Origin of the sequence: Mycolicibacterium novocastrense (genome assembly GCF_001570485.1) — a bacterium.
GTDB lineage: Bacteria > Actinomycetota > Actinomycetes > Mycobacteriales > Mycobacteriaceae > Mycobacterium > Mycobacterium novocastrense.
The window spans coordinates 18,145-41,543 of record NZ_BCTA01000078.1; the positions used below are offsets into that span (position 1 = coordinate 18,145).

The window sequence follows — 23,399 nt, forward strand, 5'->3', positions numbered from 1 at the left end:
GTGTCCGACATTGCGAAGGAATACCAGATGTTCTGAATAACAATTCTGGAATTCCCAGGTCGTAAGCTCTTCTGGCCACCGCGCCCCGGCGTGTCGCACGTCACACTGCGGGCGTGTCGCGCGCGCCTCGCTCGACGCGGTGCGCCGTGCGGTAGATATAGCAGCCGGGACCGACAACCAAGCCGAGCGCCGAACCGACCCAGCAAAGCCGTCGGCCGGTCGATTCGACCCCCGCCGACGGCTCTGTGCGCTTCCGACGGTCAGCCCGTTTCGGCGACCAATTTGCCGATGACATCGCGCAGGTTCGCGGCCACCTCGGCATTCTCGCGCGGATGCCTCCCGTCGAACGCCTTGCTCGGCACCGACAGCTTGAGATCCTCGACGACCCGCGGTCCGGCGATGGCGAAGCTCTTACGCGTCTCGTCATGCGCCCACTGGCCGCCATACCGCCCGAGTGCCGCGCCGACGACCGCGAGCGGCTTGTCTTTGAGCGCGCTGTTGCCGTACGGCCGCGACAACCAGTCGATCGCGTTCTTGAGCACGCCCGGGATGCTGCCGTTGTATTCAGGGGTCACGACCAGCGCGGCATCCGCATCGGCGGCCGCTTGACGCAGCGCCACCACGGGTTCGGCGACGTCATCGTTGTCGATGTCCTCGTTGTAGAACGGCAGCTCACCCAGCCTGTCGAAGAACTGTAGACGGACACCGTCGGGAGCGGTTTCCAGCGCGAGGTCGACCAACTGCCGGTTGATCGACGCCGCTCGCAGGCTGCCCAGCAGAACCAGCACGTTCACGTTTTCGGTATCCGACATCTTTGCCATCCCTTCGGTCGCCGGTGGAAATCCTCGCACAGGATAACCGGACTGCGGTCCGATTGATTCCGCCTGAACTAAACTGCTGACATGGCCGCTCCTCGTCCGCTCAACGAGCTGCCGGTCACCGACCAAACTCCCCATGAACGTGGGGACGCCGCCCGCAACCGCACCCTACTTCTGGACGCCGCACGCCGGCTCATCGCCGAGCGGGGTGCCGACTCGGTCACCACCGACGACATCGCCACGGCGGCCGGCGTCGGCAAGGGCACCTTGTTCCGCCGGTTCGGCAGCCGCGCGGGGTTGATGATCGTGTTGCTCGACGAGGACGAGAAAGCACATCAGGAAGCGTTCCTGTTCGGACCGCCGCCTCTTGGCCCGGGCGCGCCGCCGCTCGAACGGCTGCTGGCCTACGGGCGAGATCGGCTGGCATTCGTGCACAGACATCACGCACTGCTGTCCGACGCCAACCGGGACCCCCAAACGCGGTTCAACGCCCCCGCGACACTGCATCACCGGCATGTGCGGGTTTTGTTGGAGTCCGCGGGCACGACCGGTGACCTCGATGCGCAGGCCGCCGCGCTGCTGGCATTGCTCGACGCGGACTACGTGCAGCATCAACTCCAGGCGCGCGGCGCGACGATCGAGTCGCTCGGTGATGCGTGGGAGTCGTTGGCGCGCAAGCTGTGCGGCCAATGAGCGTCCGATGAGACGCTGGGTCCTGCATGTCGATCTCGACCAGTTCCAGGCCGCCGTCGAGATCCGGCGCAACCCGCAACTGGCCGGGCAACCGATCATCGTCGGCGGCAACGGCGACCCGAACGAGCCCCGCAAAGTCGTCACGTGCGCGTCCTATCCGGCCCGGACGTACGGCGTGCGGGCGGGCATGCCGCTGCGCACCGCCTCCCGCAAGTGCCCGGATGCGACGTTCCTTCCGTTGGACACCGATGCTTACGACGAGGCCTCCGAGGAGGTCATGGGCGTGCTGCGCGACTTCGGACATCCCGTGGAGGTATGGGGTTGGGACGAGGCCTATGTCGGCGCCGACCTGGACGACACGCACAGCCCGCACGAACTCGCCGAGCGGATCCGCGAGGTGATCGCCGCCGAGACCGGTCTGTCGTGCTCGGTGGGCATCAGCGACAACAAACAACGCGCCAAGGTCGCGACCGGCTTCGGCAAGCCGGGACCCGAACCCGGCGAGTCGGCGGGCGTGTACCAACTCACCGACGAGAACTGGATGGCCGTCATGGGCGACCGGGAGGTCGAGGCCCTCTGGGGGATCGGCCCGAAGACGGCCAAAAGGCTTGCCGCGATGGGTATCGGCACCGTCGCCGATCTGGCCGGCACCGACGCGACGGTGCTCACCGAGGCGTTCGGCCCGACCACCGGGCTGTGGATTCTGCTGCTCGCCAAGGGCGGTGGCGACAAAGACGTCAGCGCCGCGCCGTGGGTGCCGCGTTCCCGCAGCCACGTCATCACCTTCCCTCGCGATCTCACCGAGCGCGACGAGATGGATTCCGCCATCATCGATTTGGCGCGGCAGACGCTGACCGACGTCGTCGAGCAGAATCGGGTCGTCACCCGGGTGGCGGTGACGGTCCGAACCAAGACCTTCTACACGAGGACCAAGATCCGCAAACTGCCCGAACCCACGGTGGACGAGAACCTCATCACGCGAACGGCACTGGAGATACTCGGCCAGTTCGAACTCGATCGCCCCGTCCGGCTGTTGGGTGTGCGACTCGAACTGGCGCCACCGGAAGGCGGGTACTGAGGTGCTCACCACGGTCGCGATCCGCGGATACCGCTCACTGCGCGAGATCGTGCTACCGCTAGCGGGGCTGACCGTCATCACCGGCGCCAACGGAACGGGTAAGTCGTCGCTGTATCGGGCGTTGCGCCTGCTCGCCGACTGCGGCCGCGGTGAGGTGATCGGATCGCTGGCCCGCGAGGGCGGGCTGCAGTCGGTCCTGTGGGCGGGCCCCGAACAACTGGGCGGGGCGCGCCGCACCGGACAGGTTCAAGGCACGACCCGCACAGGTCCCGTGTCTCTCGAAATGGGGTTCGCAGCAGACGATTTCGGCTATCTCGTCGACCTCGGCCTTCCCCAGATGGCGGGACATCAGTCGCTGTTCTCGCTCGACCCGGAGATCAAACGTGAGGCGGTGTTCGCCGGGCCCGTCATGCGCAACAGCTCGACGCTGGTGCGCCGCACCCGCGACTACGTCGAGGCGCGCGCCGAATCCGGCCGCGGATTCGACAAGGTGACGCAAGCCCTTCCGGCCCACCGCAGCGTGCTGGCCGAGTATGCCCATCCCGGTGCGCACCCCGAGCTTGCGGCGGTGCGGGACCGGTTGCGTAACTGGCGGTTCTACGACGGCTTTCGCGTCGACGCCGCAGCACCCTCGCGGCGGCGCACCGTCGGGACCCGCACGCCCGTGCTCTCCGACGACGGCAGTGACCTGGCCGCCGCGATCCAGACCATCATCGAGATCGGCCACGACGAGCTGCACCGGGCGATCGCCGAGGCCTTCGACGGGGCGACGGTGTCGATTGCCGTGCACGACGGCCTGTTCGACCTGCAGCTGCATCAGCGGGGTATGCTGCGCCCACTGCGGGCCGCCGAATTATCCGACGGCACACTGCGATTCCTTCTGTGGGCCGCCGCGCTGCTGAGCCCGCGGCCGCCGTCGCTGATGGTGCTCAACGAACCGGAGACGTCTCTGCACCCGGACCTCGTGGGCCCGCTGGCGTCATTGATCCGCGCCGCGGCGGACACCACCCAGGTCGTCGTCGTCACTCATTCCAAGGCGCTGCTCGAACATCTCGACACCGTCACCGTGGGCGATGCCGCCGAGACCGAAGCGTCCGCGGTGGAGATCCCGTTGTACAAGGACCTCGGCGAGACACGCGTCGATGGCCTCGGCATGCTCACCATGCCGCCGTGGGACTGGGGTAAGCGCTAGCCGCGGTGCGCCGAGGGCCGCAGCGCCTTGGTGAACAACACGTTCGCCTGGCGCATCGCGACACTGTAGGGCCACCACATGGTGCGCTTGAACAGATACAACGCCCGGATGTCGGGCGAGGTGTAGATCAGGAACCGGTTGCGCCGCACCCCTTTGAGGATGCACTCGGCGGCGTGCTCGGGTGAGACCGCGTGCCCGCCGAATCGGTCGGTCCACTTCTTGACCCGCGGGTCTTCGCGGTCGACGCCGGCGATCTGAACCGTTTGCACCAGAGGCGTTTTCACCGCGCCCGGTACCACCACCGACACCCCGATCCGGTGTCGCGCCAGATCGAAACGCAGCACCTCCGACATACCGCGCAACCCGTACTTGCTCGCGCTGTAGGCCGCATGCCAGGGCAGCGCGACCAGCCCGGCCGCCGAGGACACGTTGACGATGTGACCGCCCGTGCCGGCCGCCACCATCGACGGCACGAACGCCTCGATGACGTGGATCGGTCCCATCAGGTTGATGTCGACCATCGACTTCCAGTGCTGGTGCGTCAGCGTCGAGACAGTGCCCCACGCCGACACCCCGGCGATGTTCATCACGATGTCCATCGCGGGATGACGTGAGTGGATGTCGTCGGCGAACGCGACCACCGCGTCGTAGTCGGAGATATCAAGAGCGCGGTACTCGGCCACCTCGGCGCCCAGGGCGCGCGCGTCGGCGACGGTCGTCTCCAGACCTTCGGCGTCGCGGTCGGTCAGATAGAGTTCGGCGCCCTCGGCGGCCAGCTTCAACGCGGTCGCGCGGCCGATGCCGCTGGCGGCCCCGGTCAGAAAGCAACGCTTGTTCGCATACCCGGTGTGCGCCATGGCGGTGAGGATACTTATGCCCGCCCTAGCGAGGGTCGGATGGCTGCATGTGTCCCCAGAACGCCGCCACCCACAGCCGCTCGAGGGTCTCGACGGCCCGGCGCGGGTCGATGCCGCGGCCGACGAACGTGCTGTCGTGCGTCAGCGTCATCGTCGTCGTCGCGGCCAGGGTCCGCACGAGCGCGGGCAGGTCCTCGGAGATCGGGCGCGCGTCGGCGTCGTTCTCGAGCAGCGCGACGAGCTTGTCGATGATGCCGTCGTAGAAGTCGTCCATCATCTCGCGGATCTTGGCGTCGGTATTGCGGGCCACCGCACACGCCGTCAGCACCGGGTCGTCGTTGGCGTACACCGCCGCCGCGCTGCCCACCATCCGCTTCGCGAACGCCTCCGGCGTCTCCCCCGGCTCCCGGGGTGCGAAGTGGTGAGTCAGGCTGTCGAGCATCTCGCCGGCGCCTGCCAGGATCTCGGCGAGCACCGCGTACTTGGAGTCGAAGTAGAAGTAGAACCCGGAGCGCGCGACGCCGGCGTGTTCGCTGATGGCACTGACCGACAGGTCCGCGAACGGCTGTTCCTGCACCAGCTCGCGCACGGCGTTGAGAATCGCGTCGCGCTGCCGGTCACCGCGGCTCCGACGCGTTTGCGATGCTGGTTGGGCGCTCATCGCCCTAGACCTTCGCACCGCGGCGCGTCAGAACAAAACTTGACATGCGTCAAGTCTGCCATCCAGGATGGTGATGAGAGTGACAACGGCCACATTCATTTTCATCAGGAGCTTGTGAATGACCGCGACGATCAGCACGACGGACTATCTGCTCGACCAGGCCAAGCGCCGGCTCACCCCGTCGTTCAACAACTTCCCCGGCATGGGACTCGTGGAGCGCAAGCTGCTCAACACGGATTTCCCGCAGAAACCGATGGCCACCCCGCCCGCCGGCAGCGATCTCAAGCCGGTGATCGGCGACGCCGGCCTGCCGATCATCGGACACATGATCGAGATGTTCCGCGGCGGACCCGACTATCTGCTGCACGTCTACCGCAAGTACGGCCCCCTGTACTACGCCGACTCGCCCGCGCTGCCCGCCGTCGCGGCCCTCGGGCCCGACGCGGCGCAGGCCGTCTACTCCAACCGCAACAAGGACTTCTCCCAGCAGGGCTGGGTTCCGGTGATCGGGCCGTTCTTCCATCGCGGATTGATGCTGCTCGACTTCGAAGAGCACATGTTCCACCGGCGCATCATGCAGGAGGCGTTCGTGCGCACCCGCCTGGTCGGTTACCAGGAGCAGGTGGACAAAGTGGTCTCCCAGGTGATCGCCAACGACTGGGTCGTCAACGACGGGCGTTTCCTGATGTACCCGGCGATGAAGGAGCTGACCCTCGACATCGCCTCGATGGTGTTCATGGGCCATGAGCCCGGCTCCGACAAGGAACTGGTGACCAAGGTCAATCAGGCGTTTACCACCACGACCCGCGCCGGCAACGCCATCATCCGCAAACCCGTGCGCCCGTTCACCTGGTGGCGCGGCATGCAGGCCCGCAAGCTGCTCGAGGACTACTTCGAGGAGCGGGTCAAGGAACGCCGCGGCAAGGACGGCTCGGATCTGTTGACGGTGCTGTGCCACACCGAGGACGAGGACGGCAACAAGTTCTCCGACGAGGACATCGTCAACCACATGATCTTCCTGATGATGGCCGCGCATGACACCTCGACCTCCACGGCGACGACGATGATCTACCACCTGGCCAAGCACCCCGAGTGGCAGGAACGCTGCCGCGAGGAGTCCGATCGCCTCGGCGACGGGCCGGCCGATATCGAGTCCCTCGAAAAGCTCGAGTCGTTGGATCTGGTGATGAACGAGTCGATCCGTCTGGTCACCCCGGTGCAGTGGGCGATGCGGCAAACCGTGCGCGACACCGAATTGCTCGGCTACTACCTGCCCAAGGGCACCAACGTCATCGCGTACCCGGGGATGAACCACCGTCTCGAGGAGTTTTACCCCGACCCGATGAAGTTCGACCCGTTGCGGTTCACCGAGCCGCGCAACGAGCACAAGCAGCACCGCTACGCGTTCAGCCCCTTCGGCGGCGGGGCGCACAAGTGCATCGGCATGACGTTCGGCCAGCTGGAGGTCAAGACGATCCTGCACCGGCTGCTGCGTAAGTACCGGCTCGAACTGCCCCGCCCGGACTACACGACCGAATGGGATTACGGCGGCATGCCGGTGCCCAAGGACGGCATGCACATCGTGCTGCGCCCGCTGCACTGAGCCTCGTTGCCGCGAGCGATCAGTCAGCGATCAGGACGCCGCCAGGAGGCGGTTCGCACACGCGATGACGGCGCTCAACGCCGATTGCGTCGCGTCCTCGGACAGCCCCATCGCCCATTCCGACTTCAGTCCGTCGGAGCCGCGGATGAAGGTGGCGGTGCGATCACCGGCGTTCACCTGGTGAAACGCGGTCATCTCCACCGAGATGCCGCGGTCGTAGAGCATCGAGGTCAGCGCGGCGACGGGACCCTGCGCCGCCGCGGACGTCGTGCAGATCCGGTCTCCGATGGCCAGCGTCGCCTGATAGTTGCGGGCCTGGGGCCCCAGCCGGGTGGCGGGACGATCGCCGTCGGCGCAGCTCCAGTTGCCCAGCCTCAGGGGCCCCGAAGTGGGTGCGTACTCGGCGAGAAACGTCTCGAAGGACATCGCGTCGGCCTCCTTGCGCAGACCACGGGGCGGCGGGGCGTCCAGATATTCCGCAAACGTCGGCGGTGCGCTGGTAGCGGATTCTGTTGCAGAGATCATGTGCCGGTCTTTTCTTCGAAGAGATGACCGACTACGTAGCGACGACCCACAGCGAGGGGTCGGTCAGGATCAGACCCCGCTGCGGGTTGCTACTACGAGTCGCCTCGGCACGCGTCCGATCGTAGACAACCACCGGACTGCGCCGCAAAGGAAAAACCGTTCGCAAACTGACTGTGCGTTCTTCGCGTTCCGACTGTCTTTCTGCTGGGCGCTTTGAAAAGGTGTGTTCCTACTTCTGGTGTCCCGATGACCTGGGGGGATGAGTTGCGAAACGAGGGCGAAGGCAACCGCGTGACGCCGATGCGGGGCGACATATCGACATCCGCCGGCGAACGCGTGGGCTCGTTCCGCTACTTCCGCGCGGAGGATCGCTGGGAGTGGTCCGACACGGTCGCCCAGATGCACGGCTACCCGCCCGGGGAGGCGGAGCCCAGCACCTCGCTGGTGCTGTCGCACAAGCACCCCGACGATGCGGCCAGCGTCGCGTCGCTGATCGAGACGGTGACCGGCCAGGGCCGGCCGTTCAGCAGCCGCAACCGCATCATCGACACCCACGGCAACGTCCACCCCGTTCTCGTCATCGGGGAACGCCTGCGTGATGACGACGGCGAGGTCATCGGCACCCAGGGCCTGTACGTGGATCTGAGCAACGTCGACGACACCGCGACGGTCGACGCCGCCATCGCCGACTTCACCGAGCACCGGGCGATCATCGAACAGGCCAAAGGCGTGCTGATGATGACGTATGCCATCACCGCCGAGCGGGCCTTCGACATTCTCGTGTGGCGCTCCCAGGAGACCAACACCAAACTGCGCGTGCTGGCCTCGCAGCTCGTCGACGATTTCACCGCCGAGCTGGAAGTGCCCCATGAGGTTCGCCAGCGGGCCGACCATCTGCTGCTCACGTCGCATCGGCGGATCAGGCGCGCGGACGACGGCCGCAGCAACGCCTGCTGACGGCCCGGGCTGAGCGAGGCACATCACAGCGCCTCGAATCTTCGATTGGCGCGCCCTGGCCGTAGCGTGACCTTCGATGACGTGGGCCCTGCTGTTCGCCGCCGGCGTTCTCGGCGGGCTCACCGGCAGCATCGCCGGGCTGGCCTCGGTGGCCACCTATCCCGCGCTGCTGCTCTTCGGACTGCCCCCGGTGACCGCCAACGTGACGAACACCGTGGCGCTGGTGTTCAACGGCATCGGCTCGGTGTTGGGTTCGCGCCCCGAACTCAAGGGGCAAGGCCGGTGGATTCTGCGCACCGCGCCGATCGCCGTGTTCGGCGGCGTGGCCGGCGCCGCGCTGTTGCTCACCACACCCGCCGAGGGTTTCGAGCGATCCGTACCGATTCTGCTCGGTATCGCCTCGGTCGCGATCCTGTTGCCCCGCCGGGCTCCCCGTGACGAACCGAGCGCGGGGCGTCGCCGTGCGGTGGTGTTCATCGAGGCCACCGCCGTGTTCCTGATCTGTATCTACGGCGGTTATTTCGGCGCGGCCGCGGGTGTGTTGCTGTTGGCGCTGCTCCTGCGCACCGGCCACGCCTCGCTCGCGGAGGCCAACGCGGGCAAGAACGTGATCCTCGGTGTGGCCAACCTCGTGGCGGCCGTGGTCTTCGCGGTGCTGGCGCCGGTGCAGTGGGGGGCGATGTTGGTGCTGGGCCTGGGCTGTCTGATCGGGTCCCGGCTCGGCCCGGTGGTCGTGCGGCACGCACCCGCGGGGCCGCTGCGCGTGATGATCGGCGCGGCCGGCGTGGCGTTGGCTGTCCAGCTGGCCCTCGACACCTACGCCTAGAGCTGGAAGGGGCTGTCGCCCTTGATCACCCGTTTGCCGAGGTCGATGAGGTTCTGGGCGTTGGCGTGCAGCCGCTCCCCCGCGTCCCGGCTGGCCTGACCGGCCAGGTACCGCGACCATGTGCCCTCGATGACGATCCCGAGCTTGAAACAGGCCATCGCGACATACCAATCCAGACTTGATGTTTCGCGTCCCCCCGCTTCGAGATAGGCCTCGAGGAGCTCGCGACGGGTGGCGAGCCCGCCGAGCGCGGCCAGCTCCGCGCCCGCGGTGATCGTGTTGGTCTCCAGCGGCCAGCAGATCAACATCCAGCCCAGGTCGAGCAGCGGGTCGCCGATCGTGCACATCTCCCAGTCGACGAACGCCGCCACCTCGGGCTTGTCGCGACGCAGCAACACATTGCTCAGATGCGGATCGCCGTGCAGGACACCCGGCCGGCCCTCCGGCGGCAGGTTCGACGCCAACCACTCGGCGAGTTCGGTGACGGCCAGCGACTCGGGGTCGTATCGGTCGTGTCGATAGCTCTCGAGCAGCCACAGGAACTGCGGAACCTGGCGCTCCAGAAAGGATCCGGGCCGTTTGAGTTCGCCGAGAGGGCTGCCTTCCCATTCGACCTGCCCGAGCGCGGCCAGGCTCGCCGCGTACGACAGCCCCACCTGATGGCACATCGACGGATCGCGCACGTACGCCTCGGACATGTCGTCGCCGGGGTTGAAGCCGTCGACCACTTCCATCAGATAGAAGACGACGCCGAGGACGCTGAGATCCTCACAGCCGGCGATGAATCCTGGGTGCGGCACGGGCGTGCCCGCCAACGTTCGCAACGCCGCGATCTCCCGCAGCATCGTCTTGTCGCTTGTCGGCCGCGGGTGGGCCGGCGGCCGACGGAGCACCATGGGCCGGTCGTCGATCCGCAACCGCACCACGATGTTCTGCGTACCGCCGGTCAGCGGTTCGACGTCGCCGACCGTCGTCCCCAGACCCTGCGCGCGCACCCACTGCTGCAGCGCGGACTGGTCATCGTGGCTCAGTGTCGGGAGTTGATGCGCGTCGTCGGGCATGTAGCCATCGTGTCAGGTCGACCGCGCGAGCGGCACGGGAGTCAGCCTTCGTAGGCCAGGCAGGCTTGCGGGCTCAGTCCAGGATCCGGCGGGCCACGTTCGTCGTCACCAGATCCAACAACTCGTCGGCCCGGCCCGCCAGGATCGTCCTGATCGCGTACAGCGAGAAGCCTTTGGCCTGCTCGGCGGTGATCGCCGGCGGTATCGACAGTTCCTGACGCGCGGTCACGACGTCCACGACCGCCGGGCCGTCGTGGGCGAACGCGTCGGCCAAGGCCGATTCGAGATCCGACGGCTGTTCCACACGCCGGCCGAGGATGCCCATTGCCGTTGCGACAGCGGCGAAGTCGGGATTGACGAGATCGGTGCCGAAGTTGACGATGCCGGCCGCCTTCATCTCCAACTCGACGAAGTTCAGCGACGAATTGTTGAAGACAACCACCTTGACGGGAAGCCGGTTCTGGATCAGCGTGACGAGTTCACCGAACAGCATCGTCAGCCCGCCGTCGCCGGCCAGGGCCACGACCTGGCGGCCACGGTCGACGGTCTGCGCCCCGATGCCCAGCGGCAACGCGCACGCCATTGTGCCGTGGTTGAACGACCCGATCAGCCTGCGGCGGCCGTTCATGCTCAGATAGCGCGCCGCCCACACCACCGGTGAGCCGACGTCGACGGTGACCACCGCATCGTCGGCAGCCAGCCGATTGACAAGCCCCGCAACGTATTCCGGCCGGATGGGCTGGCGGTCGCGGTCGTTGACGGCCAGGTCGTCCAGCCTCTGACGAGTCTTTCGGTAGTGCTTCAGCGAACGGTCGAGATGTTCGCGTTCGGCCTTCTGCCGCAGCAGCGGTTGCAGCGCTTCGAGGGTGTCGGCGACGGTGCCCACGAGCCCGAGATCGATCGGAACGCGTCGGCCTAGGTGACGGCCGCGGACGTCGACCTGGATGACCCTCGCGTCATCGGGATAGAACTGCTGATAGGGGAAGTCGGTGCCCAGCATCAGCAGGACGTCCGCCTCCTTGATGGCCTTGTAGCCGGACGCGAAACCGAGCAGCCCCGTCATGCCGACGTCGAACGGGTTGTCGTATTCGATGAACTCCTTGCCGCGCAGCGCGTGCACCACCGGCGCGTTGAGTGTGTCCGCGATGCGGATGAGCGCGTCGTGGGCCCCCGCGACGCCGGCCCCGCCGAGGATGGTCACGGCGCGCCCGTCGTTGAGGATCGCCGCCGCCTGACGCAGAGACTCGTCGTCGGGACGCACGATGGACCGGGCCGGCCGCACGGCACGCGTGTTCCAGCTCGACGCGTCGGCGCGGTGGCCGAAGATCTCGCCAGGTATCACGACCACCGCGACACCGTTCTCCTCGACCGCGGCGCGCATCGCCATCTCGACGATGCGCGGCGCCATCTCCGGCGTGCTGACGAGCTCGCAGTAGACGCTGCACTCGCGGAACAGGTCTTGCGGGTGCGTCTCCTGGAAGTAGTCCGATCCGATCTCGGTACGCGGGATGTGCGCGGCGATCGCGAGGACGGGCACGCGGCTGCGGTGGGCGTCGAACAGGCCGTTGATCAGGTGCAGGTTGCCCGGCCCGCAGCTACCCGCGCAGACCGAGAGCGCGCCGGTGATCGCCGCGTCGGCGGCCGCGGCGAATGCGGCGGTCTCCTCGTGGCGGACGTGCTCCCAACTGATCTCACCCGAGCGGCGGATCGCATCGGTGAAACCGTTGAGGCTGTCGCCCGGCAGGCCGTAGACGCGGCGCACACCGCTGAGCCTCAAGGTGTCGATGAGGTGATCGGCGAAGGTCGCCACCCCGACAGGCTAGCGATTTGTGCACGTCTAGGAGCGGTGAGCGCTCCTAAACGTGCACAAGTCGCGTCGTTTTACTTGGGGGCGAAGCGCTGGCCGGCGTCCAGACGCAGGCACTGGCCGTTGAGCATCGGGTTCTCGACGATCGCGGCCACCAGCTTGGCGTACTCCTCGGGCTTGCCGAGCCGCTTCGGAAACGCCGCGTCCTTGGTCAGCGCCTTGGCGAACTCGTCGGGGATGCCCTCGGTCAGGCCCGTGGCGAACAGGCTCGGCGCGATCGCCAGCGCCCGGATGCCCAGGCTGCCCATGTCGCGGGCCATCGTCAGGCACATCCCGGCGATCGCGGCCTTCGACGCGGTGTAGGCGACCTGACCGATCTGGCCCTCGAACGCCGCGATCGAGGCGGTGTTGATGATGACGCCGCGCTCTTCCTGCTCGTCGTCGACGAGGTCCTGCTGGCTCATCTGCCAACCGGCCAACCTGCTGATGTTGAACGTGCCGATGAGGTTGAGGTCGACGCACTTGCGGAAGGTGTCGAGGCTGTGCGGTCCGTCCTTCTTGACCGTGCGCTCGGCGGCGCCGCCGCCGGCCGTCGTCACGATGATGTGCAGCCCGCCGAGCTTGTCGATCGCCTGCTGCAGCACCTTCTCGGTGCCCTCGAAGTCGGTGACGTCCACCTCGAAGAAGGAGCCGCCGATCGCGTCGGCCACTTCCTTGCCCTTCGACTGCGGACGGTCCAGAACCGCCACGTCCGCGCCTCGCTGAGCCAGCAACTCGGCCGTCGCCTTGCCGAAGCCCGACGCTCCGCCGACGACGATGGCCTTCTTGCCAGAAATCTCCACCTGGGTCTCCCCTTTCCAAAAAGAGCTCGATTCGTAAAGCAACCTAGCTGACGTCATCGTTCGGTAAGCCCGTCGGGTCGCCAACGTGAGTACTTTGAGCGGCATGACGTCGCGCAGCACCAAGGCGATGGGCGGCATCGCGGCGGCCGCCGTCGCGCTGGGCGTGACCCAACTGCTCGCTGTCTTCGTGGGCCCGCGGGCCGACTCTCGTACCGCGGTCGGGTCGGCGGTCATCGACCTGACGCCCGGGCCGGTCAAGGAGTGGGCGATCCAGACCTTCGGCATGGCCGACAAACTCGTCCTGTCAATGCTCGTGCTCGCGGTGATCGCCGTCGTGGCCGCCGCCACCGCGGCGCTGGAGACGCGGCGCTTCCCGATCGGCAGTGTCGCGATCGTCGCGGCCGGCGTCGTCGGGTGCGCAGCGGTGCTCTCGCGCGCGGGGGCGACCCTGTTGGACACCCTGCCGACGGTGGTCGGCGCCGCGTGCGGCGTCGCCGTGCTGCGACTGCTGACATCGGGGCGGTTCACCGACGCCGCGCAGGCCGCCGCCGACGACGGACCCGATCCCGGCCGACGGCTGTCGTTGATCACGCTGGGCTTCCTGGGGGCAGGCGCGCTGACCGGAGTGGCCGGCGTAGTGCTGTCCCGCCTGACGACCTCGGTCTCCGGTGAGCGCACGGCTTTCGCGCTGCCACCGGTCGACGTCGCCGCTCCCCCGGTCCCAGCGGCGGTGCAGCCCAAAGGCGTTGGCCTGCCGTCGTTCGTCACCAGCAACGCAGACTTCTACCGGATCGACACCGCGTTGAGCGTGCCGCAGTTGAGCCGCGAGAGCTGGCAGCTGCGGATCCACGGCATGGTGGATCGCGAAATCACCTTGCGCTTCGACGATCTCGACCGATTCGACGTGATCGAGAAACTGGTGACGCTCACGTGTGTGTCCAATCCCGTCGGCGGTGATCTGATCGGCAACGCCACGTGGACGGGATATCGGGTGTCAGACCTGTTGGCCGAAGCCGGGGTTCACCGTGACGCGGACATGGTGCTGTCGATGTCGATCGACGGGTTCACCGCGGGCACTCCGGTCGAGGCGCTCACCGACGACCGCGGCTCGCTGCTGGCGGTCGGCATGAACGGTGAACCGCTGCCGACCGATCACGGCTATCCCGCCCGGTTGGTCGTTCCCGGGTTGTACGGGTATGTCTCGGCGACGAAGTGGGTGGTCGACCTCGAGGTGACACGATTCGACCGCGCCCAGGCGTACTGGACGCGGCTGGGGTGGTCGCCGCGGGGGCCGATCAAGACCGAGTCGCGGATCGACGTGCCGCGCAGCGGTCAAGACGTGCCCCGCGAGGCGGTGACATTCGGTGGGGTGGCGTGGGCGCAGAACCGCGGGGTGCGCAACGTCGAGGTGCGCATCGACGGGCCCGATGGCCAGGGCGATTGGCAACAGGCCGATCTCGGCGCCGCCTACTCGAACGAGACCTGGCGGCTGTGGAGTTTCCCGTGGCAGCCCGCCCGGCCGGGTCCGCACACCATCACGGTGCGAGCCACCGACAACACCGGCGCGACGCAGACCTCCGATATCGCCCAACCGATCCCCGACGGGGCCACCGGCTGGCACAGCGTCGACTTCGCGGTCACGTAACCCTTCCCCCGCCGCGAGCGACCGTGTTTGCGCCCTGACACGCCGCTGAAATGTGTGCAAACGCGGTCGTCCCCTACTGGCGTGTGGGCCCACGCGCCAATCACCTGACCCGAGATGTCCGACCGCCGTGACAGGCTGAACCCGTGCAGTTACTCGACGTGGCCACGGCGTCGGCCGAGGTCGGCGCGTCCTCGTCACGGCTGGCCAAGACGGCCCGAATCGCCGACCTGCTGGCCCGCGCCGGCGCCGACGGTGACGCCGACCAGGTCGCCGTCGTGGTGTCATGGCTCTCCGGTGAGCTGCCCCAACGCCAGATCGGTGTCGGGTGGGCCGCTCTGCGCTCGCTGCCGCCCCCGGCGCAGTTCGCGTCGCTGACGGTGCCCGACGTCCACGCGCGGTTCACGGAGATCGGGCAGGTCGCCGGCAAGGGTTCCCAGGCGCGGCGCGCTGAGCTACTCGCCGGGCTGTTCGGCGCCGCCACCGCCGAAGAGCAGACGTTCCTGCGCCGGCTGCTCGGCGGTGAGCTGCGCCAGGGCGCATTGGTCGGCGTGATGGCCGACGCGGTGGCCAAGGCCGCCGACCTTCCGGCCGCCGCGGTGCGCCGCGCCGCGATGCTCGGCGGCGACCTGCCCGCGGTCGCGGCCGCCGCCCTGACCATCGGCGAGGCCGCGCTGGAGCGGTTCACGCTGACGGTGGGCCGTCCCGTCGGCCCGATGCTGGCGCAGACCGCCGCCGGCGTGGCCGAGGCGCTTGAACGTCTCGGTGGCACAGCCGTTTTCGAGGCGAAGCTGGACGGCGCCCGCGTGCAGGTGCACCGGCGAGACGATGAGGTGTCGATCTACACCCGAAGCCTCGACGACGTCACCGCACGCCTGCCGGAGGTCGTTGACGCCGCACTGGCGCTGCCGGTCACGACCCTGATCGCCGACGCCGAGGCGATCGCTCTCAGACCCGACGGCCGGCCGCACCGCTTCCAGGTCACGGCGTCGCGGTTCGGTCGCTCCGTCGACATCGCCGCCGCCGCGGCGGCACAAGCGCTGTCGGTCTTCGTGTTCGATCTGCTGCACGTCGACGGCGTCGACCTACTCGACAAGCCGGCGAACGAGCGCATCGAGGTGCTCGACGCGCTCGTTCCGAAGCTGCACCGCGTCGACCGCCTCGTCACCGGCGACGTCGAGCAGGCGCGCGAGTTCCTGGAGGTGACACTGGCCGCGGGCCACGAGGGCGTGATGGCCAAGTCGTTGAGCGCGCCGTACGAGGCGGGGCGGCGGGGGGCCGGCTGGCTCAAGGTCAAACCCGTGCACACCCTCGACCTGGTGGTGCTCGCGGTCGAGTGGGGTTCGGGCCGTCGCACCGGCAAATTGTCCAACATCCACCTCGGCGCAAGGGATCCGCAGACGGGTGAATTCGTCATGCTCGGAAAGACTTTCAAGGGTATGACCGACGCCATGCTCGAATGGCAGACCACCCGGTTCCTCGAGCTGGCCGACGGGCCGACCGACGGTTATGTGGTTCGGCTGCGGCCCGAGCAGGTCGTCGAGATCGCGTTCGACGGCGTGCAGACGTCGTCGCGCTACCCCGGGGGCATGGCCCTGCGGTTCGCCAGGGTGTTGCGGTACCGCGACGACAAGGGCCCCGCAGAAGCCGACACCATCGACACGGTGCGGGCGTTCTACCAGCGCGGAACCTGAAGCCCGCGGTTTTCACACAGCGCCGGCGCCGCCGATGAAAGGATCGCCACATGGCATCTCCGACCGCTCCCGCAGAGCGCACAGAGGAAACCGAAGGCGACATCACCTATATCCGCACCGACAAGGATCTGCCCCCGGTCGCGATCATCGACCGGTCGCCGATCACCCTGCGGCACCGGATCATCTTCGGCGTCATCGCGGTGCTCGGCGCGGTCGCCTGGGCGGTGATCGCGTTCTTCCGCGGAGAGACCGTCAACGCCGTGTGGTTCGTCATCGCCGCGATCTGCACCTACGTGATCGGCTTCCGGTTCTACGCCCGGCTGATCGAGATGAAGATCGTGCGTCCGCGCGACGACAACGCCACTCCCGCCGAACTATTCGAGAACGGCACGGACTACATGCCGACCGACCGGCGGGTGTTGTTCGGGCACCACTTCGCCGCGATCGCCGGCGCCGGCCCGCTCGTCGGACCCGTTCTCGCCATGCAGATGGGCTACCTGCCGGGAACCATCTGGATCATCATCGGCGCGGTCGTCGCGGGCTGCGTGCAGGACTATCTCGTGTTGGCGATCTCGACGCGTCGGCGGGGCCGCTCGCTCGGACAGATGGCCCGTGACGAACTCGGGACGATCGGCGGTGCCGCGGCCATCCTCGGCGTGCTCGTCATCATGGTGATCCTGCTGGCGGTGCTGGCCCTGGTGGTCGTCGGTGCGCTCGCCGAGAGCCCGTGGGGTGTCTTTTCGATCGCGATGACCATCCCGATCGCGATCTTCATGGGCCTGTACCTGAGGTTCCTGCGGCCGGGCCGGGTGTCGGAGGTGTCGCTGATCGGCGTCGCGCTCCTGCTGCTCGCGGTCGTCGCCGGCGGGTGGGTCGCCGAAACCGACTGGGGCACGGAATGGTTCACGCTGTCGAAGGTGAGCCTGTCGTGGGCCATCATCATCTACGGATTCGCCGCGTCGGTCCTGCCGGTGTGGTTCCTGCTCGCGCCGCGCGACTATCTGTCGACGTTCATGAAGGTCGGCACCATCGCGCTGCTGGCGGTCGGCATCGTGCTCGCCCGCCCGATCATGGAGGCACCGGCGATCTCGGCGTTCGCCACCGAGGGCACCGGTCCGGTGTTCGCGGGATCGCTGTTCCCCTTCCTGTTCATCACGATCGCGTGCGGTGCGCTGTCGGGTTTTCATGCGCTGATCTCGTCGGGCACCACGCCCAAGCTGCTGGAGAAGGAAGGCCAGATGCGCCTGATCGGCTACGGCGGCATGATCACCGAGTCGTTCGTCGCGATCATGGCGTTGATCACCGCGGCCATCCTCAATCAGCATCTGTACTTCGCGATCAACGCGCCAGCGGCCGCCACAGGTGCCACCGCGGAGACCGCAGCGGCCTACGTCAACAGTCTGCCGATCGACGGTCCGCCGGTCACCGCCGAGCAGATCACTGCGGCCGCCGAGAGCGTCGGCGAAGAGTCGATCGTGTCCAGGACCGGCGGTGCGCCCACGCTGGCGTTCGGTATGTCCGAGGTGCTGAGCAAGGTGTTCGGCGGTGACGCGCTCAAGGCGTTCTGGTACCACTTCGCGATCATGTTCGAGGCGCTGTTCATCCTCACCACCGTGGACGCGGGCACCCGGGTCGCACGGTTCATGCTCTCTGATGGCCTGAGCAACCTCGGAGGGCCGCTACGCAAGCTGAAGGACCCGAGTTGGCGTGTGGGAGCGTGGATCTGCAGCCTGGTCGTGGTGGCGGGGTGGGGCAGCATCCTGCTGATGGGCGTCACCGACCCGCTCGGCGGCATCAACACGCTCTTCCCGTTGTTCGGCATCGCCAACCAGTTGCTGGCCGCGATCGCGTTGACGGTCGTGACCGTGGTGGTGGTCAAGAAGGGCCTACTGAAATGGGCCTGGATACCGGCGATTCCGTTGCTGTGGGACCTGACCGTGACGATGACGGCGTCGTGGCAGAAGATCTTCTCCGGCGACCCGAAGGTCGGCTACTGGACTCAACACTTCCAGTACCGCAACGCCAAGGACGCCGGTGAGACGGCGTTCGGCGCGGCCAAAAACGCCGGCGAACTCGACGCGGTCATCCGCAACACGTTCATCCAGGGCACACTGTCGATCGTGTTCGCACTGCTGGTGCTGATCGTGTTCACCACCGGGGTGATCATGGTGATCCGGACGCTCCGCGGCGGCGCCCCGCCGACCACCGAGGACGAGCCGGTCCCCTCGCGGATCTTCGCGCCGTCGGGCCTGTTGATGACCAAACCGGAGAAGGAGGTGCAGAAACAATGGGACGCATTACCGAAAGCGCACGCCAAATCGGTTCGTACTGGCGCACATTCGTAGGCGACCTGATGGGCGACACCCACTACCGGCGCTACGTCGAGCACCAGTTGCGGACCCATCCGGGTGAGCCGGTGCTCTCCGAACGGGACTACTGGCGGATGCGGCACGCTGCGGCGGAGGCCAATCCGGGCGCGCGCTGCTGTTAGGTCGGGATTCGGCTGCACACGCTAGCCCGACGCGATGACCCCTTCGGAAATCCAGGGTGCCGCAGTCGTTTCGGCGCTACGGAAGGCGCCGGGGACATCGTCGGTGACGGCCCATGTCGCGGCCAGCCGGCCCATACCTACCGCGTACGCACAATGCACGCCGAGCTCGACGAGTTCATCCTCGGCGAAATGGCGCCGAAGGTCGTCGTAGACGGCGTCGTCGATCGCGAGGTGATCGGTGGCGAACAGATCAGCGAACCGCAGCGCGCTTCGCTCGGCGTCCGACAGGTCGTCGGCTTCCTCCGGGCGTTCCAGGGAGCAGACCGCGTCCTCGGTGAGCCCTGCATCGACCGCGCTCTGGTAGCGCACCGACATGCAACTGCGGCACTGGTTGTGGAACGCGATGCGCAGCCGCACGAGCTCCACGAGCCTCGGCGACAGGGTGCCGCTGGATTGCAGTGCCGCCCGAAGTGAGCCGAGCGCTCCCGCGACGTCGGGACGATGGCCGAGTATCGAGGCCACGCCCAGGTTGATCCGATCGCCTTGGCCCAGATCGTCGGTCGGGATCGAAGCAAAGGCCGACGACGGCGCAACTCGGGACATGGCCACCTCACATCGCAGCGGTTCTGGCGTGGGTACACGTTAACTCGCGCGGTCGGAACCGTTGGGCCATAAGCTCGGGCGGCAACCGGCCGGTGAGGCCAAGCCGAGCCCGGCTAGACCGTCAGTGAGTAGCGGATCGGCAGGTGTTTGAGCCCGCCGACGAATGTCGTCGCCACATACTCGGGACGGCCCGCGGGCTCCACACCCTTCAGGCGGGGCAGCAGCTCGCTGAAGAAGCTGTTGACCTCCATGCGGGCCAACGCCGCCCCCAGGCAGAAGTGCACGCCGTACCCGAACGCGATGTGCTTGTTGGGGTCACGGGCGATGTCGAAGCGGAAGGGATCGTCGAACACGTCCTCGTCACGATTGCCCGAGACATACGACAGCAGAACCGATTCGCCCGCAGCGATCGGAACATCCCGCACCGTGGTGTCCTCGGCGGCAGTACGCATGAAGGCCTTCACCGGTGTGACCCAGCGGATCATCTCCTCGACCGCCAGCGGCATCAGGGCCAGATCGCTACACAGCTTGTGGCGTTGGTCGGGGTTCTCGATCAGGGCCAGCATCCCGCCGGAGATCGTCGCGCTGGTGGTGTCGTGCCCCGCCGCGGCGATGATCGCGTAATAGGAGATCGTGTCGATGTCCGACAGCGGTTCGCCGTCGATGGTCGCGTTGGCGATCGCCGAGGCCAGGTCGTCCGTCGGATTCTCGCGGCGCGAAGCCGTCAATGCCGTGAAGTACTGGAACATCTCGACCAGCGCCGACATCTGGTCGGCCTGATCCGTGCCACGCTTGAACTCGTCGTCGTCACTGCCGAACAACTCCTGGGTGAGCTTGAGCATCAGCGGGAAGTCCGACTCCGGGATGCCCAGCAGCGACATGATGACGTAGAGCGGGAAGTTGACCGCGACCTGCTGGACGAAGTCGCACTCGTTGCCGATGTCCATCATCTTGTCGACGTACACCTTCGCGAGTTCGTCGACGCGGATCTTCAACGCGCGCATCGCCTTCGGCCGAAACCAGTCGGCTCCGATGGCGCGCACCACACGATGCTGCGGATCGTCCATGTGGATGAGGGTGCGCACCCCGATGGCTGCCTGCTGCTCGTCGCCCTCCTTGGTGACCAGCACCGGCCGCGGATGATTGGTGAACAGGTTGTTGGCCCGCTCGATGTCCATGATGTCGGCGTGCTTGGTGATCGCCCAGAACGGTTGGTAATTGGGCACATCTACCCACGAGACGGGTGCGTTGGCACGCAGATGCGTCAACGACGCATGCAGTTTGGCTTCATCGGTGTAGGCCTGCGGGGTGGCAAAGACCTTGGCCGCCTCGTCCATGATCCGTGTGCTCACAACAACTCCTCTGCCGAACCGTCATGTGCGCGTACTTCCTCCAGCACGGCAACTATCGTCGCTTCGTCTATCGAGCGCGGGAATCCGATCATCACCCGGTCGATCACGCCGTCGCACCGGTCTCTGATCTTGGCCCCCAGCTTGTCGATCGGGGCGACGACGGCGAACGTCTCGAGAATCTCGTCGTCGATCAGCGTGCCCATCGCGTCCCACTCGCCTGCGAGGCTGAGCCGGTGAAGCTCGTCGTGCAGATCGCCCCAACCGTGCAGCGCCAGCACTTTGCGGTAGGCCGGGGTGGACCCGTAGAAGGCGATCTGCTTGCGGGTGGCGACGGCGGCGCCAGTGACCTCGCGCTCGTCGGCACCGGTCACCACGAAGATGGGACACGACACCTGAAAGTCGCTGCGCGCTCTGCCCGATCGGGCCATGCCGCGCTCGAGCGCCGGGATGGTGACCTCTTCGAAGTAGCGTTTGGTCGTGAAGGCGTGGGCGAGAACGCCGTCGGCAACCTCACCGGCCATCTCGGTCATCGCCTCGCCCACCGCCGCGATGAAGACCTTCGGGAACCCGTAGTCGTGCGGTTCGGGAGTGAACATCGGCGTCATCAGCTTGTGCGTGTAGAAGTCGCCTTCGAACTGCAGCCGCGTACCGTCGCGCCAACAGGTCCAGATCTCGCGCATCGCGTGGACGAATTCGCCCATGCGACGCACGGGTTGGCTCCACGGCATGCTGAACCGCTTCTCGATGTGCGGGCGGATCTGCGACCCCAGCCCAACGATGAGCCGGCCGCGCGAGTAGTCCTGCAGGTCCCAGCCGATGTTGGCCACGGTCATGGGGTTTCGGGCAAACGCCACCGCGATGCTGGTTCCGAGATCGAGGGTTTCGGTGTGCTCGGCGGCCAGCGTCAACGGGAGGAACGGGTCGTGGGCAACCTCGGCGGTCCAGCATCCGTCGTAACCGCGCCGCTGCAGCGTGCCCGCCGTTTCGGCCACGTTGGCGAGCTGGCTGGAAATCGCCCCGTCGACCTTCAGGCCGGCGCCGCTAAGCATGGTCGTAGACGCTACAGTAAGCAATTCAGTATGGTCAACGAGGTCATGCCGGTGCGACGATCGCCTATCCATGGACAGGAGTTGTGATGACCAAGGCCGAGGATTGGCATGCCACGCTCGACGAGCTGTCGCGGCGGCGTCAGACCGCGTACGACATGGGGGGCGCCGAGCGGGTCGCCAAGCACCGCGACAAGGGCAAGCTCGACGCCCGCGCGCGCATCGAGTATCTGCTCGACAAGGGCACGTTCCGCGAGTTCGGCACGCTGGTCGGCGGTGACATCGCCGCCGACGGCATCGTCGCCGGCTCCGGCTATCTCGACGGCAAGCCGGTGATGATCGGCGCCGAGGATTTCACGACCCTGGCGGGCAGCATCGGCCCGGGCGGAAACGCCAAACGGTACCGATTGGCGGAGTTGGCCGTGCGCGACAAGGTGCCGCTGGTGATGCTGCTGGAGGGTGCGGGATTCCGTCCCAGCGGCGAACACTACGGCCGCACCCCGACCGATCTTCTCGCCCAGGCTCAGTGTTCGGGCAAGGTGCCGATGGTCGCCGGCCTGCTCGGGCCGTCCGCCGGACATGGCGCGCTGGTCGCTCCGGTCTGCGACTGGACGATCATGAGCCGCCAGGGCGCCATCTTCACCGCGGGTCCGCCCGTGGTGAAAGAATCGACGGGCGAGGACATCTCGAAAGAGGATCTCGGCGGTCCCACGGTGGCCCTCGCGAGCGGTGTGATCCACAACCTGGCCGAGGACGACGAAGCGGTGCTCGACGACATCCGCCGCTACCTGTCGTACTTCCCGGCCAGCGCGTGGTCCTACCCGGAGTCGCTTCCCGCCGACGAAGCGACCGCCCCGCGGACCACCCCGGAGTTGCTCGAACTGGTCCCCCGCGGCAACCGGCGCGTCTACGACATGCGGCGCGTCCTCGACGTCGTCTTCGACCGCCCCGACTGGTTCGAGATCCAGCCGAAGTTCGGGCCCGCGATCATCTGCGCGCTGGCCCATCTCGGCGGCCACCCGGTTGCGGTGGTTGCCAACCAACCGCAGGTGATCGCCGGTTCCATCGACGCAGACGCCGCGGACAAGGCGGCGCATTTCATCACGGTCGCCGACTCGTTTCACCTGCCGATCGTCTTCCTCGCCGACAACCCGGGCATGCTGCCGGGCAGCCGATCGGAGAAGTCGGGCGTGCTGCGCAGCGGTGCGCGGATGTTCGCCGCGCAGACCGCCGCGACGACCATCAAGCTGCACGTCACGCTGCGCAAGGCATACGGTTTCGGCTCGATGGTGATGTCGCTGTTGGGATTTGACAACCAGAGCGCAACGTTCGCATACCCGGGCGCGACGATGGGCGCGATGAGCGCGGCCGCCCTCAGCAAGGCGTCACACGCCGCCGAGGATGTCGAGGCGCGGCTTCGGCAGATGGAAGTCGAAGCGTCGTTCCGGTCGGCCGGCCACCTCGGCTTCGACGACCTGATCCATCCCGAGGAGACCCGCAACGCTCTGCTGTGGGGGCTGCAGCGGGCGGTCTACAGCCGCCAGGCCGCAGCCGAACCGGTGGCCCGCACGGTCATCACGCCCTGACCTCGCGGGTTTGCGCGAGCGTGCGTGTTTGCACACGACACGCGGCAAATATTCAGCACTACACG

At 67.2% G+C, this 23,399-nt stretch carries 21 protein-coding genes; 11 read left to right on the forward strand and 10 right to left on the reverse strand.

Features of this window, described 5'->3' with window-relative positions; all coding sequences use genetic code 11:
* Positions 1-260 precede the first annotated feature (260 nt).
* The gene (locus tag RMCN_RS25025; protein ID WP_067395190.1) at positions 261-812 is read right to left on the reverse strand and encodes an NAD(P)H-dependent oxidoreductase; all 552 of its coding nucleotides are present in this window, start codon (positions 810-812) and stop codon (positions 261-263) included.
* Positions 813-902: 90 nt separating this feature from the next.
* On the opposite strand from RMCN_RS25025, the gene RMCN_RS25030 reads away from it, so the two are divergent.
* Genes RMCN_RS25030 through RMCN_RS25040 form a run of 3 tightly spaced genes read left to right on the forward strand, consistent with a single transcriptional unit; the run spans position 903 to position 3,781 of the window.
* Positions 903-1,511, forward strand: coding sequence for a TetR/AcrR family transcriptional regulator (locus RMCN_RS25030; RefSeq protein ID WP_067394972.1), 609 nt, complete (start codon positions 903-905; stop codon positions 1,509-1,511).
* 7 nt (positions 1,512-1,518) lie between these two features.
* Entirely contained in the window at positions 1,519-2,589 is a 1,071-nt protein-coding gene (locus RMCN_RS25035) for a DNA polymerase IV (protein WP_067394975.1), read from the forward strand.
* Between the two features lies 1 nt (position 2,590).
* Entirely contained in the window at positions 2,591-3,781 is a 1,191-nt protein-coding gene (locus tag RMCN_RS25040) for an AAA family ATPase (RefSeq protein ID WP_067395193.1), read from the forward strand.
* Here the strand turns inward: RMCN_RS25040 and RMCN_RS25045 are convergent.
* Positions 3,778-4,638 (reverse strand): SDR family oxidoreductase, encoded by an 861-nt coding sequence (locus RMCN_RS25045; RefSeq protein WP_067394978.1) that lies wholly within the window; start codon positions 4,636-4,638, stop codon positions 3,778-3,780. The two genes, RMCN_RS25040 and RMCN_RS25045, sit on opposite strands and share 4 nt — an antisense overlap.
* A 25-nt stretch (positions 4,639-4,663) precedes the next feature.
* Positions 4,664-5,299 carry a TetR/AcrR family transcriptional regulator gene (locus tag RMCN_RS25050; protein WP_064415360.1) on the reverse strand — a complete coding sequence of 212 codons (636 nt, stop codon included), beginning with the start codon at positions 5,297-5,299 and terminating at the stop codon, positions 4,664-4,666.
* Positions 5,300-5,417: 118 nt separating this feature from the next.
* Here RMCN_RS25050 and RMCN_RS25055 point away from each other — a divergent pair, with 118 nt between their 5' ends.
* Complete coding sequence (locus RMCN_RS25055; RefSeq protein ID WP_064348908.1) at positions 5,418-6,902, forward strand: cytochrome P450; 1,485 nt, start codon at positions 5,418-5,420, stop codon at positions 6,900-6,902.
* A gap of 30 nt (positions 6,903-6,932) precedes the next feature.
* On the opposite strand, the gene RMCN_RS25060 is transcribed toward RMCN_RS25055, so the two are convergent.
* Positions 6,933-7,427 (reverse strand): 2-isopropylmalate synthase, encoded by a 495-nt coding sequence (locus RMCN_RS25060; protein ID WP_201028945.1) that lies wholly within the window; start codon positions 7,425-7,427, stop codon positions 6,933-6,935.
* Between the two features lie 246 nt (positions 7,428-7,673).
* On the opposite strand from RMCN_RS25060, the gene RMCN_RS25065 reads away from it, so the two are divergent.
* Positions 7,674-8,384, forward strand: a complete 711-nt coding sequence (locus RMCN_RS25065) for a PAS and ANTAR domain-containing protein (RefSeq protein ID WP_165604481.1) — start codon at positions 7,674-7,676, stop codon at positions 8,382-8,384.
* A 76-nt stretch (positions 8,385-8,460) separates the two neighbouring features.
* Entirely contained in the window at positions 8,461-9,210 is a 750-nt protein-coding gene (locus tag RMCN_RS25070; RefSeq protein WP_067394982.1) for a sulfite exporter TauE/SafE family protein, read from the forward strand.
* Here the strand turns inward: RMCN_RS25070 and RMCN_RS25075 are convergent.
* The 3 genes from RMCN_RS25075 to RMCN_RS25085 all read right to left on the reverse strand — a co-directional run bounded on the left by RMCN_RS25075 (position 9,207) and on the right by RMCN_RS25085 (position 12,920).
* Positions 9,207-10,271 carry a phosphotransferase family protein gene (locus RMCN_RS25075; RefSeq protein WP_067394984.1) on the reverse strand — a complete coding sequence of 355 codons (1,065 nt, stop codon included), beginning with the start codon at positions 10,269-10,271 and terminating at the stop codon, positions 9,207-9,209. The two genes, RMCN_RS25070 and RMCN_RS25075, sit on opposite strands and share 4 nt — an antisense overlap.
* Positions 10,272-10,344: 73 nt before the next feature.
* On the reverse strand, positions 10,345-12,081 hold the full coding sequence (poxB, locus tag RMCN_RS25080) for a ubiquinone-dependent pyruvate dehydrogenase (protein ID WP_067394987.1): 1,737 nt from the start codon (positions 12,079-12,081) through the stop codon (positions 10,345-10,347).
* Positions 12,082-12,152: 71 nt separating this feature from the next.
* On the reverse strand, positions 12,153-12,920 hold the full coding sequence (locus RMCN_RS25085) for an SDR family NAD(P)-dependent oxidoreductase (protein ID WP_064401607.1): 768 nt from the start codon (positions 12,918-12,920) through the stop codon (positions 12,153-12,155).
* Between the two features lie 103 nt (positions 12,921-13,023).
* Here RMCN_RS25085 and RMCN_RS25090 point away from each other — a divergent pair, with 103 nt between their 5' ends.
* From RMCN_RS25090 to RMCN_RS25105, 4 genes are all read left to right on the forward strand, one after another.
* A complete protein-coding gene (locus RMCN_RS25090) occupies positions 13,024-14,565 on the forward strand; it encodes a molybdopterin-dependent oxidoreductase (RefSeq protein WP_067394990.1) in 1,542 nt (513 codons plus the stop codon).
* A 143-nt stretch (positions 14,566-14,708) separates the two neighbouring features.
* Positions 14,709-16,256, forward strand: a complete 1,548-nt coding sequence (locus RMCN_RS25095; protein ID WP_067394993.1) for an ATP-dependent DNA ligase — start codon at positions 14,709-14,711, stop codon at positions 16,254-16,256.
* 50 nt (positions 16,257-16,306) lie between these two features.
* Positions 16,307-18,601, forward strand: a complete 2,295-nt coding sequence (locus RMCN_RS25100) for a carbon starvation CstA family protein (RefSeq protein WP_067394996.1) — start codon at positions 16,307-16,309, stop codon at positions 18,599-18,601.
* Entirely contained in the window at positions 18,544-18,747 is a 204-nt protein-coding gene (locus RMCN_RS25105; RefSeq protein ID WP_084377743.1) for a YbdD/YjiX family protein, read from the forward strand. Before RMCN_RS25100 ends, RMCN_RS25105 begins: the two co-directional genes overlap by 58 nt.
* A 21-nt stretch (positions 18,748-18,768) precedes the next feature.
* On the opposite strand, the gene RMCN_RS25110 is transcribed toward RMCN_RS25105, so the two are convergent.
* The 3 genes from RMCN_RS25110 to RMCN_RS25120 all read right to left on the reverse strand — a co-directional run bounded on the left by RMCN_RS25110 (position 18,769) and on the right by RMCN_RS25120 (position 21,751).
* Positions 18,769-19,350 carry a carboxymuconolactone decarboxylase family protein gene (locus RMCN_RS25110; RefSeq protein WP_067395000.1) on the reverse strand — a complete coding sequence of 194 codons (582 nt, stop codon included), beginning with the start codon at positions 19,348-19,350 and terminating at the stop codon, positions 18,769-18,771.
* A 113-nt stretch (positions 19,351-19,463) separates the two neighbouring features.
* Entirely contained in the window at positions 19,464-20,687 is a 1,224-nt protein-coding gene (locus RMCN_RS25115; RefSeq protein ID WP_067395207.1) for a cytochrome P450, read from the reverse strand.
* 11 nt (positions 20,688-20,698) lie between these two features.
* Positions 20,699-21,751 (reverse strand): LLM class F420-dependent oxidoreductase, encoded by a 1,053-nt coding sequence (locus RMCN_RS25120; RefSeq protein ID WP_067395003.1) that lies wholly within the window; start codon positions 21,749-21,751, stop codon positions 20,699-20,701.
* A gap of 86 nt (positions 21,752-21,837) precedes the next feature.
* Between RMCN_RS25120 and RMCN_RS25125 the strand changes: the two genes are divergently transcribed.
* Positions 21,838-23,334 (forward strand): acyl-CoA carboxylase subunit beta, encoded by a 1,497-nt coding sequence (locus tag RMCN_RS25125; protein ID WP_067395006.1) that lies wholly within the window; start codon positions 21,838-21,840, stop codon positions 23,332-23,334.
* Positions 23,335-23,399 lie beyond the last annotated feature (65 nt).

Excerpts from the sequence above, each read along its gene's own strand:
- RMCN_RS25035 (WP_067394975.1), top strand. The coding sequence starts at position 1,519 with ATGAGACGCTGGGTCCTGCATGTCGATCTCGACCAGTTCCAGGCCGCC.
- RMCN_RS25110 (WP_067395000.1), bottom strand. The coding sequence starts at position 19,350 with ATGTCCCGAGTTGCGCCGTCGTCGGCCTTTGCTTCGATCCCGACCGAC.
- RMCN_RS25060 (WP_201028945.1), bottom strand. The coding sequence starts at position 7,427 with ATGATCTCTGCAACAGAATCCGCTACCAGCGCACCGCCGACGTTTGCG.
- RMCN_RS25100 (WP_067394996.1), top strand. The coding sequence starts at position 16,307 with ATGGCATCTCCGACCGCTCCCGCAGAGCGCACAGAGGAAACCGAAGGC.
- RMCN_RS25055 (WP_064348908.1), top strand. The coding sequence starts at position 5,418 with ATGACCGCGACGATCAGCACGACGGACTATCTGCTCGACCAGGCCAAG.
- RMCN_RS25115 (WP_067395207.1), bottom strand. The coding sequence starts at position 20,687 with ATGGACGAGGCGGCCAAGGTCTTTGCCACCCCGCAGGCCTACACCGAT.
- RMCN_RS25105 (WP_084377743.1), top strand. The coding sequence starts at position 18,544 with ATGGGACGCATTACCGAAAGCGCACGCCAAATCGGTTCGTACTGGCGC.
- RMCN_RS25050 (WP_064415360.1), bottom strand. The coding sequence starts at position 5,299 with ATGAGCGCCCAACCAGCATCGCAAACGCGTCGGAGCCGCGGTGACCGG.
- RMCN_RS25075 (WP_067394984.1), bottom strand. The coding sequence starts at position 10,271 with ATGCCCGACGACGCGCATCAACTCCCGACACTGAGCCACGATGACCAG.
- RMCN_RS25120 (WP_067395003.1), bottom strand. The coding sequence starts at position 21,751 with ATGCTTAGCGGCGCCGGCCTGAAGGTCGACGGGGCGATTTCCAGCCAG.
- RMCN_RS25030 (WP_067394972.1), top strand. The coding sequence starts at position 903 with ATGGCCGCTCCTCGTCCGCTCAACGAGCTGCCGGTCACCGACCAAACT.
- RMCN_RS25070 (WP_067394982.1), top strand. The coding sequence starts at position 8,461 with ATGACGTGGGCCCTGCTGTTCGCCGCCGGCGTTCTCGGCGGGCTCACC.
- RMCN_RS25065 (WP_165604481.1), top strand. The coding sequence starts at position 7,674 with ATGACCTGGGGGGATGAGTTGCGAAACGAGGGCGAAGGCAACCGCGTG.
- RMCN_RS25090 (WP_067394990.1), top strand. The coding sequence starts at position 13,024 with ATGACGTCGCGCAGCACCAAGGCGATGGGCGGCATCGCGGCGGCCGCC.
- RMCN_RS25125 (WP_067395006.1), top strand. The coding sequence starts at position 21,838 with ATGACCAAGGCCGAGGATTGGCATGCCACGCTCGACGAGCTGTCGCGG.
- RMCN_RS25025 (WP_067395190.1), bottom strand. The coding sequence starts at position 812 with ATGTCGGATACCGAAAACGTGAACGTGCTGGTTCTGCTGGGCAGCCTG.
- RMCN_RS25045 (WP_067394978.1), bottom strand. The coding sequence starts at position 4,638 with ATGGCGCACACCGGGTATGCGAACAAGCGTTGCTTTCTGACCGGGGCC.